This is a genomic window from Mesorhizobium sp. P2_H9 (assembly GCF_056403215.1).
On record NZ_JBFUFX010000009.1, the window covers coordinates 142,681 to 156,702 of the forward strand.

General features: G+C 63.2%; 15 protein-coding genes. 9 read left to right on the forward strand and 6 right to left on the reverse strand.

Annotation, left to right across the window (positions count from 1 at the left end):
- Together AC1DXN_RS17935 and AC1DXN_RS17940 are read left to right on the forward strand one after the other, a co-directional pair.
- On the forward strand, positions 1-192 hold the full coding sequence (locus AC1DXN_RS17935) for a DUF4169 family protein (RefSeq protein ID WP_477277182.1): 192 nt from the start codon (positions 1-3) through the stop codon (positions 190-192).
- Between the two features lie 10 nt (positions 193-202).
- Positions 203-445: a ribbon-helix-helix domain-containing protein gene (locus tag AC1DXN_RS17940; RefSeq protein ID WP_477277184.1), complete on the forward strand. Its 243-nt coding sequence runs from the start codon at positions 203-205 to the stop codon at positions 443-445.
- A gap of 43 nt (positions 446-488) precedes the next feature.
- Here the strand turns inward: AC1DXN_RS17940 and AC1DXN_RS17945 are convergent, their stop codons facing one another.
- The 4 genes from AC1DXN_RS17945 to AC1DXN_RS17960 all read right to left on the reverse strand — a co-directional run bounded on the left by AC1DXN_RS17945 (position 489) and on the right by AC1DXN_RS17960 (position 7,461).
- Positions 489-1,424: a trypsin-like peptidase domain-containing protein gene (locus tag AC1DXN_RS17945; protein WP_477277186.1), complete on the reverse strand. Its 936-nt coding sequence runs from the start codon at positions 1,422-1,424 to the stop codon at positions 489-491.
- Between the two features lie 4 nt (positions 1,425-1,428).
- Positions 1,429-5,376, reverse strand: coding sequence for an AsmA family protein (locus AC1DXN_RS17950; protein ID WP_477421617.1), 3,948 nt, complete (start codon positions 5,374-5,376; stop codon positions 1,429-1,431).
- A 154-nt stretch (positions 5,377-5,530) separates the two neighbouring features.
- A complete protein-coding gene (locus AC1DXN_RS17955) occupies positions 5,531-5,968 on the reverse strand; it encodes a hypothetical protein (protein WP_477421619.1) in 438 nt (145 codons plus the stop codon).
- Positions 5,969-6,051: 83 nt separating this feature from the next.
- Positions 6,052-7,461 (reverse strand): FAD-binding oxidoreductase, encoded by a 1,410-nt coding sequence (locus AC1DXN_RS17960; protein WP_477277193.1) that lies wholly within the window; start codon positions 7,459-7,461, stop codon positions 6,052-6,054.
- Between the two features lie 192 nt (positions 7,462-7,653).
- Between AC1DXN_RS17960 and AC1DXN_RS17965 the strand changes: the two genes are divergently transcribed.
- Together AC1DXN_RS17965 and AC1DXN_RS17970 are read left to right on the forward strand one after the other, a co-directional pair.
- Positions 7,654-8,139 carry a thioesterase family protein gene (locus AC1DXN_RS17965; RefSeq protein WP_477277195.1) on the forward strand — a complete coding sequence of 162 codons (486 nt, stop codon included), beginning with the start codon at positions 7,654-7,656 and terminating at the stop codon, positions 8,137-8,139.
- A 148-nt stretch (positions 8,140-8,287) separates the two neighbouring features.
- Positions 8,288-8,485: a hypothetical protein gene (locus AC1DXN_RS17970; RefSeq protein ID WP_477277197.1), complete on the forward strand. Its 198-nt coding sequence runs from the start codon at positions 8,288-8,290 to the stop codon at positions 8,483-8,485.
- Between the two features lie 18 nt (positions 8,486-8,503).
- On the opposite strand, the gene AC1DXN_RS17975 is transcribed toward AC1DXN_RS17970, so the two are convergent.
- On the reverse strand, positions 8,504-8,983 hold the full coding sequence (locus AC1DXN_RS17975) for an Lrp/AsnC family transcriptional regulator (protein ID WP_477277199.1): 480 nt from the start codon (positions 8,981-8,983) through the stop codon (positions 8,504-8,506).
- An 89-nt stretch (positions 8,984-9,072) separates the two neighbouring features.
- On the opposite strand from AC1DXN_RS17975, the gene AC1DXN_RS17980 reads away from it, so the two are divergent.
- Positions 9,073-9,966, forward strand: coding sequence for an EamA family transporter (locus AC1DXN_RS17980; protein WP_477277200.1), 894 nt, complete (start codon positions 9,073-9,075; stop codon positions 9,964-9,966).
- A gap of 10 nt (positions 9,967-9,976) precedes the next feature.
- Here AC1DXN_RS17980 and AC1DXN_RS17985 read toward each other — a convergent pair whose 3' ends face one another.
- Positions 9,977-10,867 carry a dienelactone hydrolase family protein gene (locus AC1DXN_RS17985; protein ID WP_477277202.1) on the reverse strand — a complete coding sequence of 297 codons (891 nt, stop codon included), beginning with the start codon at positions 10,865-10,867 and terminating at the stop codon, positions 9,977-9,979.
- Between the two features lie 187 nt (positions 10,868-11,054).
- Between AC1DXN_RS17985 and AC1DXN_RS17990 the strand changes: the two genes are divergently transcribed.
- From AC1DXN_RS17990 to AC1DXN_RS18005, 4 genes are all read left to right on the forward strand, one after another.
- The gene (locus AC1DXN_RS17990; RefSeq protein ID WP_477277204.1) at positions 11,055-12,428 is read left to right on the forward strand and encodes a cytochrome P450; all 1,374 of its coding nucleotides are present in this window, start codon (positions 11,055-11,057) and stop codon (positions 12,426-12,428) included.
- A 24-nt stretch (positions 12,429-12,452) separates the two neighbouring features.
- Positions 12,453-13,247 (forward strand): SAM-dependent methyltransferase, encoded by a 795-nt coding sequence (locus tag AC1DXN_RS17995; RefSeq protein ID WP_477277206.1) that lies wholly within the window; start codon positions 12,453-12,455, stop codon positions 13,245-13,247.
- 132 nt (positions 13,248-13,379) lie between these two features.
- The gene (locus tag AC1DXN_RS18000; protein ID WP_477277208.1) at positions 13,380-13,541 is read left to right on the forward strand and encodes a hypothetical protein; all 162 of its coding nucleotides are present in this window, start codon (positions 13,380-13,382) and stop codon (positions 13,539-13,541) included.
- A 22-nt stretch (positions 13,542-13,563) separates the two neighbouring features.
- Positions 13,564-14,004, forward strand: a complete 441-nt coding sequence (locus AC1DXN_RS18005; RefSeq protein WP_477277210.1) for a hypothetical protein — start codon at positions 13,564-13,566, stop codon at positions 14,002-14,004.
- The last annotated feature ends 18 nt before the right edge of the window (positions 14,005-14,022 follow it).

Below are 14,022 nucleotides of genomic sequence, written 5' to 3' on the forward strand. Positions count from 1 at the left end.
ATGGCCGACATCGTCAATCTCCGCCAGGCGCGCAAGCAGAAGGCGCGGATTGAGAAGGACCGTCTGGCCAGCCAGAACCGGGCGCTGCACGGCCGCACCAAAGCCGAGCGCGAACATGATCGCCTGACCGCCGACAAGGCCGAAAAGTTCGTCGCCAGCCATCGCCGCGACAAATCCGGCGACCCGGATTAGGCGGGATCACGTGAGCCCGGTCGAAAAACGTTCGGTCACCATTCGCGGCCACCGCACCAGCTATTCGCTCGAGAAGCCTTTTTACGACGACCTCAGCGTCATCGCGGCTGCGCGAAAACTGACATTGGCAGCGCTGGTCACTGAAATCGACGAAACCCGTCCACGCGATGCCAACCTGTCCTCGGCGCTCAGGCTCTATGTGCTGGACTGGGCAAAGCGCGGCAGCAATGCCGAGCAAATTGCCCGATCTTAAGTGAAGGCGAATTCTGATTTAGATTCAAATATTCGCTACAAATTTACAATTCGAGAGCCGTCCACCTGACTGTCGCTATCTCACCCTGAGTGTCTCGTCCGAAGATGATGTGTCGCGCCGCATCACCCCGGTCATCCACGAAGCCTTGTCGCTGCAATTCCACAAGCGAAACGACAGACGGCCCGCTCTCTGTCTCAATCGGAATGCTGGTAACCATCGCCGGCCACAGCATCGCAGCGATAGCGTCGAGTCCCGAACCGCGCCTCATCTGCTTACTGTCCAGTGAAGAGTCGGTGCTGATCACGCCGCACGCAACTAGTACGTCTCCGTGTTTCTTAGCAATAATCGGTCCTCCACTCATGCCGGAATCAAAGCCAACATTGCACTGGAAGGATGGCCACGGCTGGCCCCGCGGCCCCGTTCCATTGAATACTTCGGTTATAGTACCTTCGCGCCAATCAAGTCGCTGCTCCATACGAACGACATACGGATAGGCAATAGCCTCGCCTATCGGCACGGCCTCCATATCCGCGTATCCTACAGCAGCTATTTGGTCACCAACGCTGGGAGGTGCAGTGTCAATAGCCAGCCTAGTTTGAAAAGCGACTTCAGGCGGAGTGTCCTCACCAAGCCGCACCGAGCAAACGGCTATATCAAGAGGATTACTGATCCAAACCTTATCAACTGAAGCCGGGAAGACCCCTCGATCACCATCCCAGAAGGCCATCCTCATGGTCGTACGGCTAAGCGTCACGTCGGTCTCTTCCACAAAGAATGGCGTGGACGGATGATGCCGAATGTACGGCCTATCGAGGCGCCGGATATGATCGAAGTTGTGGGCCGCTGAAAGAACGAGCGCCTGTCGTCCGAATGCGCCCACCACGAAACCCGTGCCAATAGCCTCGAACAGTCCATGCTCCCCGGTCGCGAGGATGGGTAAGACGACGCGCTGAAGGTCTGCCTTGAAGTCCGGAAACATCGGCCTAGCCGCCACCCAGCGACTTCAGCAGATTGTCGACCGAGAACGGATTGGCCTTCGGCTTCGGCGGGGCCGGCGGTGGATTGTCGTTGACGCCAGGGAGCGATCGGTCGACCTTTGGCGCCTGCTCCGCAGCCTTGCGCTCGGCTTCGAGCCTGGCCTTTTCCTGCGACGCGATGCGCATCGCGTCTTCCGCCTTCTTGCGCACCTGCTCTTCAGCCTTCGCCGCCTCATCGGCAGCCTGCTGCTCGGCCTGCGCCTTCGCATCGGCATCCGCCTTGGCCTTTGCGTCAGCTTCAGCCTGGGCTTTCGCGTCCGCCACAGCCTTTGCCTCGGCGTCAGCCTTGGCTTTTGCGTCCGCCTCGGCCTGAGCCCTGGCGTCGGCTTCCGCTTTCGCCTTGGCGTCCGCTTCCGCCTGCAACCGCGCCGCCTCCTCCTGCTTGCGCAGTTCCTCCGCTGCATTGTCGCGCTCGGTCTGCAGCGCCGCGTAATAACGCACCTCGCGCCGCAGGCGCTGTTTTTCAAGTAGTGCCGCCTGCATCGCCTCGACCCGCTGCTGTTCCTTTTCCAGCGCACGCTGGGTCAGGAACTGCGCCAGCGGCTCGCTGTCGAACTGCCGCTTCGCTGCGCCGAACGGTCCGTCGACGCTGAAATTCATCGTCGGTTCGGAGCCCACCAGCGCCTCGTCGCCAGGCCTGTAGGCGATCGATCCCTTTGCAGCGACGGTGCCGACGTTCAGGTCCGCGGTGATGTCGGCGGACAGTGTCGCCTGCGGATTCTCCAGCTTGACCGGCGGTGCCCGCAGCGTGCCGCCGGCAATCGCGAAGGCAACATCCGTGTCCTGCGCCGGAAAACTGCCATCGGCGGCAATCTGCGGCGCGAAGTCGGCGGTCTTGGCGGCATCGATATCCCGCCCGATCGTGTCGGCCTTGGCAATGAAGGCGCCGAAGGCGTCAGGATTGACGCCGGCAATGGTCAGCCCTTTCAGCGCTGCCGTGCCGGCGCCCGACAACGCCGCGACCATTCCGTCGACCGATTTGCCGCTGGTCGAAAGCGACGTGGAGAAATCACCACTTCCAGTCATTCCGGCGTCCGGCAGCACGGTGGCCAGATCGGCGCTCGACAGTTTCATCTGACCGGTGAAAAGCCCGGTGCCGTCAGTGTTCTTCAATTCGAACAGCCCCGTCAGTGCACCACCCAAGAGCTTGGCCTTGAGGTCCGAAACGCGAATCCCTTCCTGGTCGAGCTTCAGCGTAAAGCCTGCGTCGTAGGCTGTGGCGAACGAGCCGGCGGCAAGGGCCGCCGTGGTCAGGTCGAGGTCGGCGGTAAACGGCAGGCTGGACTTCTGGCTGAATGGCGCCGTCGGCCAGGCCCCGCCCTCACCAAGGAAGGCCTGGTCACCGAACAGCGTTACCGCCATCGGGTCGAGGTCCAGTTCGTCGAGCGTCAGCGCGCCGGCAAGATGCGGCAGCCCGTCCTTCACATCGATGTTGAGGTCGCCGGCAACCGCCGCTTCGTTGATGGCGCCGCTGAGCCCGCTTAGCACCAGCAGGCCGTTGCCGAAATCGGCGTCGGCCGCGAGCGACGTCGACATCCCTGCCCCCATGCCCGGTAGCCCGACCCCAGCCGTCATCAGCCATGGCTCGATGTCGGTGGCCTCGAGGCTGACCTTGCCCTTGGCGGTCGCCCCTTGCGGCGTGTCGGCGAACGTCCCGTCAAAGCCAGCCTTGAAGTCGTCGGCGGCAAGGCTGACGCTCGTTGCCAGGCCGCCGCCAAGCGTGCCTTTCGCCGAGACGTCAGTGGTTGCCTGGCCGAGCATGCCGAGCGGCAGCGCCGGAAAACCATAGAGCGCCAGCAGCGCCGTGGCGTCAGGATTTCTCGCATTGAAGGTCAGCGCCATCGGCGCATCGAGAAGCCGGTCGGGCGCCCCCTTGCCGGACAGCGACGCTGAAAAGGCCGAGCCGCCGGCCTTGCCTTGCCCGCTGACCGCGAGCCCCGTGGTGCCGTCGCCATTGTCGGCGGCACTTGCCACCAAATCGATGCGCGCGTCCTGGAACAGGTCGGGATAGGCCGCTGCGCGTGCCGAGAGCCCTTTCAGCACCACGTTGTCGGGATAGTGTTGTGCGGCAACATCGATCAACGGCTTGAGGTCGACAGCGACCACCGACGCGTCGAGCTTGCCGGTCGGGCTCTCCGGAAAATCCTCGATGCGGCCGGTGGCGCTGATCGATGCACCGGCCAGCCCGCCGAGCGACAGCCGGTCGATTTCGACCAGCCCATCACGCAGCCTCAGCGCCGTATCGACCGTATCGGCGGTCAGCCCGCCGGCACTGACCGGCCCCGCCTTGATCTGGAAATCGAGGTCGCGGTCGGAAAAACGGTTGGCGCCCTTGTCGCTGACAAAGATCGAGGCGAAAGCTGCAAGCCCATCGACGTCGAGCTCGCCGCCTTGCAGCCGCATCAACACCGACGGTTTGGCATCGTCCGGCTGGCTGGAATCGATGCGGCCGGAAAATTTCGCCTTGCCGAGGATGAGTTCGAGATCGGTGAAGGCCTGGCGCTTCTCCGAGAGATCGACCTTGGCCTTGAAGCCGGCGGCGGGCAGCAGCCGGATTGCCTCGTCGACATCCTTCGACAGCCAGGCGGCAAAGCCGGAAGGCTGCGCCACGGCCAGCAGCAGCGAGCCGGTGAAGTTGAACTGATCCCCGACGCTGAGCATGCCATTGGCTTCCAGCGTGGCGCGGCCGGGCAGCGTCGCGGCCAGCGACTTCACCGACCAGCCGCCATCGGTCGGTTCTGCGGAAAGATGCACGTCGCGAACCGTCGTGTCGCCGGCCACCACCGCCGGCAGCTTGACCTCGACGGTGCCGGGTATGGTCGGTTTCGGCAAATCGAGCAGCGCCTGCTCGAGTGCCGCGACGCGCTTGGACAGGGTCAGCCCGGCGCCGGCCGCGGCACCGACAGCTTCATCGAACTGCACCTGCGCGCCATTGGCCTCGATGGAAAAGCGCGGCTTCAGCCCAAGGTCGACGCTTGCCTTGCCGTCGGCGGTGTAGGGATTGTCGAGCGGCCCGGTCTCGAAGCGGAATTCATCGACGCCGAGTTTCTGGTGGTCGAGCGAAAACTTGCCGTTCAGCCGGAACCCGGGATCCGGCTTGCCGGTGCTGACCTTGACCGTCTCCCCGTCGGTGCCGCGCAGCTCGGCCGAATTCTTGTCGGCGCCGGAGATCTTGAACTGGCCCGAATAGACAGCCGCGCCCTTGACGATACCGGCATTGCCGTCGCTCTCGATGACCACGGGATAGGCATCCGGATCGGCCTTGAGCCGGAGCCGCATCTGGYCGGTGCCGTCGGCCTTGCCGGTGGAAGCGGTGATTGCGGTGCGCAACCCGTCGAGCCGGAGCGATCCATCCATCCGCCATGGCCCGGCCAGCGACTTGGCCGAAATGGTTGAATTGATCTCAGAAATGAGATGGCTGCGCCCGCCGGCGGCGTGGCTCAACGCGATCTCTCCCTCCGTCACTGTCAGCTTCTCGATCGAAATCTGGTTGAGGTCGAAGGGCGAGGACGGCCGCATCGCCCAGTCGACGGTGCCGTCGGCGGCAATGTCGATCGTCGCCTTCGGCCGCACCAGCCGCATGTCGAAGATCAGCACCTCACCGCGCAGGAAGGGCGCGAGTTCGGCATCCATCGAAAAAGTCTCGACGGTCATTGCCGGCTGGCCGCCCGGCCCCCCGGCGACGGTGACGTCCGAAAACGTCACCGAGGGAAACGGCAACAGCCTCGCCGTCGCATCACCCTCGACGGTGACCTTGCGCCCCAGAACGGCACTTGCCTCGCGTTCGAACTCGGCGCGGTAGCCCGTCCAGTCGACAAAATACGGCACTACCAGCGCCGCACACAGCACCAGCACGAAAAGGCCACCGAAGATCACGAACAGGCGTGCGAGCATCAGCTCCGATTGGGTTGGTTGAAAGCCAGCCGCACTCTACCCGCATCAGCGTGTCTATAAAGAGGCAATTCATCCAGAGACGCTTGATCTCTGATGCATCTGGAAGATCGGAGGTTCTCGGCAGCCGGTGATTGCGTGCCCGCCTATACGCAGCCTATCCCGCCATGGCCCTTCGGCGATATTCGTTCAGCAACACGACCATCTCTTCGGGCGACAATGTCCAGCCCTGAGGCAATGCGGCTTCGGCGCCCAGGCTTTTGGTGACGCTGCGCACGACGGAGCTTTCCTTGACCCCCGGTGCGAAATCGTACCCGATCATATCGCCGATTCTGCGCCGACGATGGACGACGTAGAAGCCTTCGATATCCTTCCAGGGGACCAGCTTGGGCGATCGGACAAGACCTCCGCCGAGACTGAAACCTTGTACGTTCAGCATCAGAATCTGCGGGCGCGCAAGTTGCCAGGCAAACACCAACGCGCCCAGTCCGAAGAAGGCCATGCACCACCAAAGGCCGGCGRTGTCGCCGTCCTTGGAGACATGGATCAGGAAAGCGCAGGCCAGGACAAAGGCGAGACTGGCCGACAACAACAACAGTGTCTTGCCGCGCGATGCGCTTATGACCAGGGGCTCAATAGTCTCTCTCCCGTATCGCATTGCCGCTCCTCACATTTCGGCTATGCAGGTAATATCTTGCCAGGGTTCATGATGTCTTGCGGGTCGAGCGCTTTTTTGATGGTGCGCATGATGTCGACGCCATGGCCGAGCTCATGGCGCAGGAAGCCGACCTTGCCCTGGCCGATGCCGTGTTCGCCGGTGCAGGTGCCATCCATGGCGATCGCCCGCATGTTCAGCCGCGCGACGAATTTTTCCGACAGCGCGATTTCCTTGGGGTCTTCGACATCCATCAGCACCAGCACGTGGAAATTGCCGTCGCCGGCATGGCCGACGATTGGCGCGATCAGCCCCATCTCGGCAATGTCGGCCTCGGTCTCGGTGACGCATTCGGCAAAGCGCGAGATCGGCACGCAGACATCGGTCGACAGGCCCTTGGCGCCGGGCCGCAGCGTCAGCGACGACCAATAGGCGTCATGCCTGGCCTTCCACAGTTTCGTCCTCTCCTCGGCGACGCTGGTCCACAGGAATGGTCCGCCGCCATTTTCTTCTGCAATCATGCCGAACGTCTCGGCCTGCTCGGCAACACCGGCGTCGCTGCCGTGGAATTCGACGAACAGGCACGGGCTCTCGGGATAATCGAGCTTCGAATAATTCTTCATCGCCCGCATCTGCAGCGCGTTGACCAGTTCGATGCGCGCCACCGGGATGCCCATCTGGATGGTTGCGATGACCGCGTTGCAGGCCGCCTCGAGGCTCGGAAACGGGCACACACCACCGGAGATCGCCTGTGGTATCCCCTGCAGCTTCAGGGTCAGCGAGGTGATGACGCCGAGCGTGCCTTCCGAGCCGACCAAAAGCCGGGTAAGATCATAGCCGGCCGAGCTCTTTTTCGCCCGCTTGCCGGTGGTCACCGTCTCGCCGTCGGCCATCACGGCCGTCAGCGACAAAACGTTCTCGCGCATGGTGCCATAGCGCACTGCATTGGTGCCGGACGCCCGCGTCGCCGCCATACCGCCGAGCGAAGCGTTGGCGCCCGGATCGATCGGGAAAAACAAGCCGGTGTCGCGCAGATGCCGGTTCAAATCCTCGCGCGTCACGCCGGGCTCGACGGTGCAGTCGAGATCTTGCGGATTGACCGCAAGGATGCGGTTCATCCGCGACGTATCGACCGAGATGCCGCCGCCCGGCGCATTGGTGTGCCCCTCGAGCGAGGAGCCGACGCCAAACGCGATCACCGGCACGCGATGCGCGGCGCAGGCGCGCACGATCTCCTGCACCTCTTCAGTCGTCTCCGGAAAGGCGACGCCGTCTGGCGCCTGCGTCGGGATATAGGTGGTGGTATGCGCATGCTGGGCGCGGATCGCCTGGCCGGTCTGGAAGCGCTCGCCCAGCTGCTGCTTGAGAATGCCAAGCACGGCCGCGATGCCTTCTTCGTTGCGCTCGACCGGGTTGAGGTCGCTCAGAGCCATGAATTCCTCCGCGAATGGACCAGCGTCCACGCTTGTTATGCGATTATGGATCATGCCTAAAGCAATTCCAGGAAAAGTGTGAAGCGGTTTTCCCGGGAAAAGCGAACAGCGCTTTCCCTTGGGGATTGCGTCAGACCAAAAGACTCGCACCAGCCACGCTCTGTCCAGCAAAGACGAAAAGGAAGCTCTTCCATGTCCATCCCCGCCCCCTTCGTCTCCAAACCCATGGACATCGAGAAGGACTGGATCGACTACAACGGCCATCTCAACATGGCCTATTACAACGTGCTGTTCGACCGCTGCTCGGACGAAGCCTTCGAGGCGATGGGCATGGGGCTGGACTATGTGAAAGAGCGGCGGCTGACCATCTACACGGCCGAAGTCCATGTCTGCTACGTGCAGGAGCTGCATCTCGACCACAAGGTCGTCGTCTCCTTCCAGCTCATCGACCATGATGAGAAGCGGCTCAGGGCCTATCAGGAAATCCGCCACGTCGATGGCTGGCTCGCCGCAACCTCCGAAACGCTGTCGCTGCATGTCGACATGTCAGGCCCCAAGGTAGCGCCCTTTCCTGCCGATGTGCTGGCCAAGGTGGAGGCCATGCGCGCCGCCCATTCCGTGCTGCCAATGCCGGAGCGCGCCGGCCGCTCGATCGGTATTCGCCGCAAGACATCTTGAACCTGAAGCCCGCCGCCGTTAACCTTACCGGGGTTTTAACGTGAACAAGCGAATTGAGGCGTTGAACGACTCAGCGCGGCGGTAGAAACCGTTCGTATCGGGTTTGCGATACGGGGGGCGGGGGCGGAAGCTGGTTCGGGGGAAGTGCATGAAAACCGACATCAAGGTCGAGGTCGACAGGTTGGTCGCCGATCCGCGCATTACCGACTATGATTTCTGGCGCTCGTTGAAGAACGTCAACAACGAGATCTTTCACATCGCCAACAGCAACGAGCCGATTCCTTTCGACATGATCCGCTGGCGCGCCATCCTGAAACAGGCGCGCATGAAGCGCGGCCACGCCTGAGAATCACCGCCCTTAGAATCACCGCCCTCTCACCACGGCTTCCAGTGGCGAGCGTGCCACCACTGGTGACGACTGGATGATCGCCGTATTGGTCATGGCATAGGGGATGATGCGGTCGATCACCCGTTCGAGCTCGCCCACCGAGCCGACATGCGCTAGTGCGATGAAACAATCCTCCCCGGTCACCCGGTCGCATTGCGCGATTTCCGGCAGCTCGCGGATGATCTCGGTCACAACAGCCAGTTGCCCCGGCACCGGCCTGATCCGCAGCCATGCCGACAGCTTCATGCCAAGGGCGGCCGGATTGATCCTGACCGTATAGGCCTCGATGACGCCGCTCTCCTGCAGCCGCTTGATGCGCTCGGCCACACTTGGCGCCGAAAGGCCGACCGCCCGCGCCAGTTCCGCCGTGCTGGTGCGGGCATCCTTTTCCAGCAGGCGCAGGATCTTCAGATCCGCCGCATCCAGATCGGGAATTTCATTTCGAAGGCGTTTCATGGAAAAATCCTTGCATCTAGATGGAAGACAACTGCCTGAGCCAACCATCACCCATATAGATCGCGTAAATCGCCTGCGATACTGATCGCATGGATGATCAAACGCAAGCACCCGTCGCCAACCCCGCCCGCTTTGTCTATGCCAACCTGGCAAGCTCGCTGCCGCCGCATGTCTGGTTCGGCGTCAGCGCCGTGTTCCACTATCTCGGGCCGGCTTTCGCCGTGCTGCTCTTCCCGCATGTCGGCGTGCTTGGCATGGCATGGCTGCGCGTCGCCACCGCCGCTTTTGTCTTCGCGCCACTGACCAAGCCGTGGAAAACATTCGCTCGCGCCGACCGGCACACCCGGCTGCTGCTTCTGGCCTTTGGCGCTTGCCTGGCGGTGATGAACTGCTCGTTCTATCTCGCGCTCGACCGCTTGCCGATCTCGCTCGTGGCGGCCATCGAATTCGTCGGCACCATCGGCGTCGCTCTGATCGGCCTCAGAAGCCCGCGCAATCTCGCCGCCCTTGCCGTCGCCGTTACCGGCACCTTGCTGCTCATCGACGTCAAATGGGCAAGCGACCCTATCGGCTTGTCCTGGGCTTTCCTCAATGGCGCGCTGTTCGTAGGCTACATCGTGCTCGGCCACCGCGTTGCCGGTGCCGGCGACGGCATAGCCGGCCTGGGTGCGGCGATGGCGGTCGCCTTCCTCGTCGTGCTGCCGGTCGGCTTCACCGATGCCCTGCCGGCCTTCTTCTCACCGCTGCTGCTGCTTGCCGCCATCGGCGTCGGCACCTGCTCGTCGGTCATTCCCTATATCTGCGACCAGCTCGCCATGTCGCGCCTGCCGCGCTCCAGCTTTGCCCTGATGCTGTCGCTGCTGTCGGTCACCGCAACGCTGATCGGCATCGTCGTGCTCGGCCAGATTCCTGGCATCAGCGACTGTATCGGCATCGCGCTGGTCGTCGCCGGCGTCGCCTTCCACAAGCCGGCCCCGGACTGATCCGGATCGGCTATGCGAGCTTCTCCTTGAGAAAGGCGATCGTCCGCCCCCAGGCGAGATCCGCTGCCTTCTTGTCATAGCGCGCGGCCGATGTGTCGTTGTTGAAGGCGTGGTTGACGCCGTCATAGACATAGACGGTGTATTCAACATGGGCGGCGTCGAGCGCCTTCTTGTAGGCATCGATGCCGGCGTCGATGCGCTCGTCCAGGCCGGCATAGTGCAACAAAAGCGCTGCCTTGATCTTCGCTACATCCTCGGCCTTCGGCTGCATTCCGTAATAGGCGACGCCTGCTGCGAGATCGGGCGCATTGACGGCCAGCGTGTTGACCGTGCCGCCGCCCCAGCAGAAGCCGACCGCGCCGACCTTGCCGTTGCCATCCTTCTCGCCCTTGAGGTAGGCGATAGTCGCCACGCCATCGGCCGTGACCTGGCTGGCGTCGAGCTTGGTGAACATGTCGCGCGCCTTGTCCTCATCTCCTGGCGTGCCGCCGAGCGGCGACAGAAAATCCGGCGCAAGCGCCACGAACCCTTCCAGCGCCACGCGCCGCGCCACGTCGCGAATATGCGGGTTGAGCCCCCTGTTTTCATGCACGACGATGACCGTGCCGAGCTTGCCGGTCTGCGCCGCCGGTTTGACCAGATAGCCCTTCATCTCACCGCTGCTGCCGGGATAGGTGATGTCCTCCCCCTTCACCCGCGGGTCGTCGTCGGCGACGATCGCCGCCTGCGCCGAATTGGCGGCAAGCAGCGGCGCGATCGCGGCGGCCGCGGCACCCGATCCGGCCAGCCTGGTCAACTGCTCCATGAAGCTGCGGCGGTCGAGCGTCAGATGCGTGTATTCGTCATAGGCATCGATCATCGCCTGGGTAATGGCAGGCTTGGTGCTGGCGGTTTTGGTCATGGCTGTGCTCCTCGGCTTCGGCAACGCGCTCGCTGCGCAAGATAGGGTCGAGACTTGCATGGTCCAGTCACGGATGGGTGACGATGCGCACCAGGCAACAACGACGCGGGTGCCACATCAATCCACCTGCATAAGCCTCTGGACCAGCGCGACGATTTCCTTAGGATGCCTGACCCGGGGGAATTGCATGTTACCGTATCGATTGGGCAGACGCCGGTCTCTTGGCTTTATAGCGCGGTTTCTCGCCGATCCGCTGGTCACCGTGCGTGATGCGCACCGCGCCTTTGGCCCCTTTCTGCAGATCGACTACCCGCACTCGACCCGCGCCAACCCCAAGCGGCTGTTGGTGGTTGCCGATACGGGGCTGTGCCGGACCTTGTTGTCCGGGACCGAAACCTGGCTCAACGTGCAGATCAACATGGCTGGCAGGAAGAACCATGCTTCTTCGCGCCTCGTCTATGGCATGACGCGACTGCGCGGCCAGCGTCACGAGCACTACCGCAAAATGTTCGTGCCACCGCTCAAACGGCCGCCCGTGCTCGCCATGGCACCCAGGATGGCGTCGATCGCGGAAACGCTGGTTGACGGCTGGCCTGTCGGTGCGCCGTTGCCGCTGACACAGATCAGTTCCCAGATGGCAAAGCATCTCGCCGTAGGGCTGTTGTTCGGTGATGATTCCGCCCGCGGATTGCCGGTCGCCGACATGATCGGCAGTCTGATGACCGCAAGCTGGATCGTACCCGGTCCGGCCTATGTGCGCTGGATCCTCCAGGCGCCGAAGCTCGAACGCGCCATCCTCGACTGGGCGGCGGAAAAACGGGGCAACCCGGACGCCCAGGATATTCTGGCGCTGCTCGCCAACAATTTCGACGAGGCGGGCAACCCGCCGAGCCCGCAATTGATCGGCGGCATCATCAGTTTCTTCTTTGGCGCTGCATACGACACCTGCCTCAACGCGCTGTCGTGGACAATGATCCTGCTGACCCAGCATCCCGCCATCATGGCCCAGCTCGTCGGCGAACTCGATGTCGCCCTGGACGGCGGACCGGTGACCATGAAGAATCTCGATCGGGTGCCGCTGCTCGAATCCGTGGTCAAGGAAGCCATGCGGCTGTTCCCGCCGGTACCCTTGCTGATGCGCAAGGCGGCCGCGAAAACCAGGCTCGGCGACGAGGATGTGAGGCGTGGTGAAAGGGTCCTGATCGGCGGCATGCTGATCAACCGCGATCCCTCGCTCTACCCGGAACCGGATCGCTTCGACCCCGACCGTTGGGAAGCTCTGAAGCCGTCGCCTTTCCAATATCTGGTGTTCGGTGCCGGCGGCCACATGTGCCCCGGCACCACGTTCGGCTATCAGATGATGCGCATCGCGCTGGCGACCATTCTGACCAAGCGCGCAGTCGAACTGCCGGCTGGCTCGAACATCGGCCATCGCCTTGCCGTGACCCACCGGCCTCACGGCAAGGTCGAGGTCATCTTGCGGCCGCGCGGTGAAGCTGTCCGCCAGGCCCGCGCCAACGGCCGTTTCCGCGATCTCGTCGCCCTTCCTGATATGCTTTAGCCCACACGCTGACGGAAACGAACAATGCAAAGAGAACGCATGATGGTCCGCATCTACGACCGGGCCATGAAAAGCGGCAAGCAGCGCCGCTACTATGGCGGCAGCGGCTTCTACAATTTCGGTTATTGGGCGACGGGCGCGGCATCGCAGCGCGAGGCGAGCGAAGCGCTGGTCGACACGCTGCTGGCGCGGCTTCCCAAAAAGGGCGGCAGCATCCTCGACGTCGCCTGCGGGCTGGGCGCCTCGACCAGGCGCTTGCTGCTCAGCTATCCCCAGCAGGCGGTCACCGCCATCAACATCTCCGCCGCTCAGGTCGCCACGGCGCTCCGCAACGCTCCCGGTGCGACGGTGCTCCAGATGGACGCCGCCAAGCTCGCCTTTGCCGATGAAAGTTTTGACGCTGTGATCTGCGTCGAGGCCGCCTTTCACTTCGAGACGCGCGCGGCCTTCCTGACTGAGGCGTTTCGCGTGCTCAAGCCCGGCGGTGCGCTCGTCCTCTCCGACATCCTGTTCCGCGGGTTCACATCCGGCATCTCCGACCGCATCGGCGTGCCAAAAGCCAACCTTTGCCCGGACATTCCGTCCTATCGGGCGCAGTTCGACGCGGCGGGATTCAAGGACGTGACGGTCGAAGACGCCACCGACGAATGCCTCGGCGGCTTCCGCCGCAGCCTCGTCGCGTGGCCGGCGTCCGAACGCGCGAAAGGCGCCATGAGCCTGGCCATGAGCCTGAGCAGCACCGCAGTCTGCCGGTTGATTGCGGGCTATTTCGGCGCGATCACCAAGGCATATCTGCTGGTTTCGGCGCGAAAGCCGTAATGCCCCTTAATCACATTTTGGTCATTTCCAACAATCTTGGTGCTGCTGCCACAATATAAAGGGAAGCTGCCGGTGGCGGTCACGTCCCTGCCCTGCAGTTGCACCCATTCCGACCAAGAAGGAACAACGCCCATGACCTTCCCCACCCCGATCCTCGCCGGCGCGTTCATGCTTGCCGGCGCCGCCTTGCTGGCGCTGCGGTCGGCCGCTTTGGCCGCCACGAAGCGATCGATGGTCAAGGTCCGCAGCAACCGGCCCCGGCCCACTGGCCGCCGCTCGAAAACCAACGACTGAACCCAAGCCTGAGGTCGAGACCATGAACGTCCAGGACATCGTGAACACCGTCTCCCAGAAGGCCGGTCTCGACCAGACAACGACCGAAAAGGTCGTCGGCACTATTTTTTCGGTGCTCGAGCATGAGGCGGAAGGCACCAGCATCTCCTCATTCTTCGCCAGGATTCCCGGAGCCGACGCCCTCGCCCAAAAATACGACGTGATGGCTGCCGGCACGGCCGGCGGCACCAGCGGCGGCGGTTTTCTGTCGTCGCTGCAAGGTGCGCTCGGCGGCGTGCTTGGCGAAAAGACCGGCGCGCTGATCAACGGCGTCGCCGCGCTCAAGGCATCCGGCCTCGACATGGCGCAGATCCAGAAGGCTGGCACGACCCTGATCCAGCAGGCGGAAGCCGCTGCCGGCCCCGATCTGACCAACCAGGTGCTCAGCTCGGTGCCAAGCCTGAAGAGCCATCTCGGGCTCTGATCCCGCCCGCCCCAGCGT

Bases quoted from the DNA above. Each gene is read 5' to 3' on its own strand.
- AC1DXN_RS17935 (WP_477277182.1), top strand. From the start codon at position 1: ATGGCCGACATCGTCAATCTCCGCCAGGCGCGCAAGCAGAAGGCGCGG.
- AC1DXN_RS17980 (WP_477277200.1), top strand. From the start codon at position 9,073: ATGGATGATCAAACGCAAGCACCCGTCGCCAACCCCGCCCGCTTTGTC.
- AC1DXN_RS17945 (WP_477277186.1), bottom strand. From the start codon at position 1,424: ATGTTTCCGGACTTCAAGGCAGACCTTCAGCGCGTCGTCTTACCCATC.
- AC1DXN_RS18000 (WP_477277208.1), top strand. From the start codon at position 13,380: ATGACCTTCCCCACCCCGATCCTCGCCGGCGCGTTCATGCTTGCCGGC.
- AC1DXN_RS17975 (WP_477277199.1), bottom strand. From the start codon at position 8,983: ATGAAACGCCTTCGAAATGAAATTCCCGATCTGGATGCGGCGGATCTG.
- AC1DXN_RS17985 (WP_477277202.1), bottom strand. From the start codon at position 10,867: ATGACCAAAACCGCCAGCACCAAGCCTGCCATTACCCAGGCGATGATC.
- AC1DXN_RS17970 (WP_477277197.1), top strand. From the start codon at position 8,288: ATGAAAACCGACATCAAGGTCGAGGTCGACAGGTTGGTCGCCGATCCG.
- AC1DXN_RS17960 (WP_477277193.1), bottom strand. From the start codon at position 7,461: ATGGCTCTGAGCGACCTCAACCCGGTCGAGCGCAACGAAGAAGGCATC.
- AC1DXN_RS17990 (WP_477277204.1), top strand. From the start codon at position 11,055: ATGTTACCGTATCGATTGGGCAGACGCCGGTCTCTTGGCTTTATAGCG.
- AC1DXN_RS17965 (WP_477277195.1), top strand. From the start codon at position 7,654: ATGTCCATCCCCGCCCCCTTCGTCTCCAAACCCATGGACATCGAGAAG.
- AC1DXN_RS18005 (WP_477277210.1), top strand. From the start codon at position 13,564: ATGAACGTCCAGGACATCGTGAACACCGTCTCCCAGAAGGCCGGTCTC.
- AC1DXN_RS17995 (WP_477277206.1), top strand. From the start codon at position 12,453: ATGCAAAGAGAACGCATGATGGTCCGCATCTACGACCGGGCCATGAAA.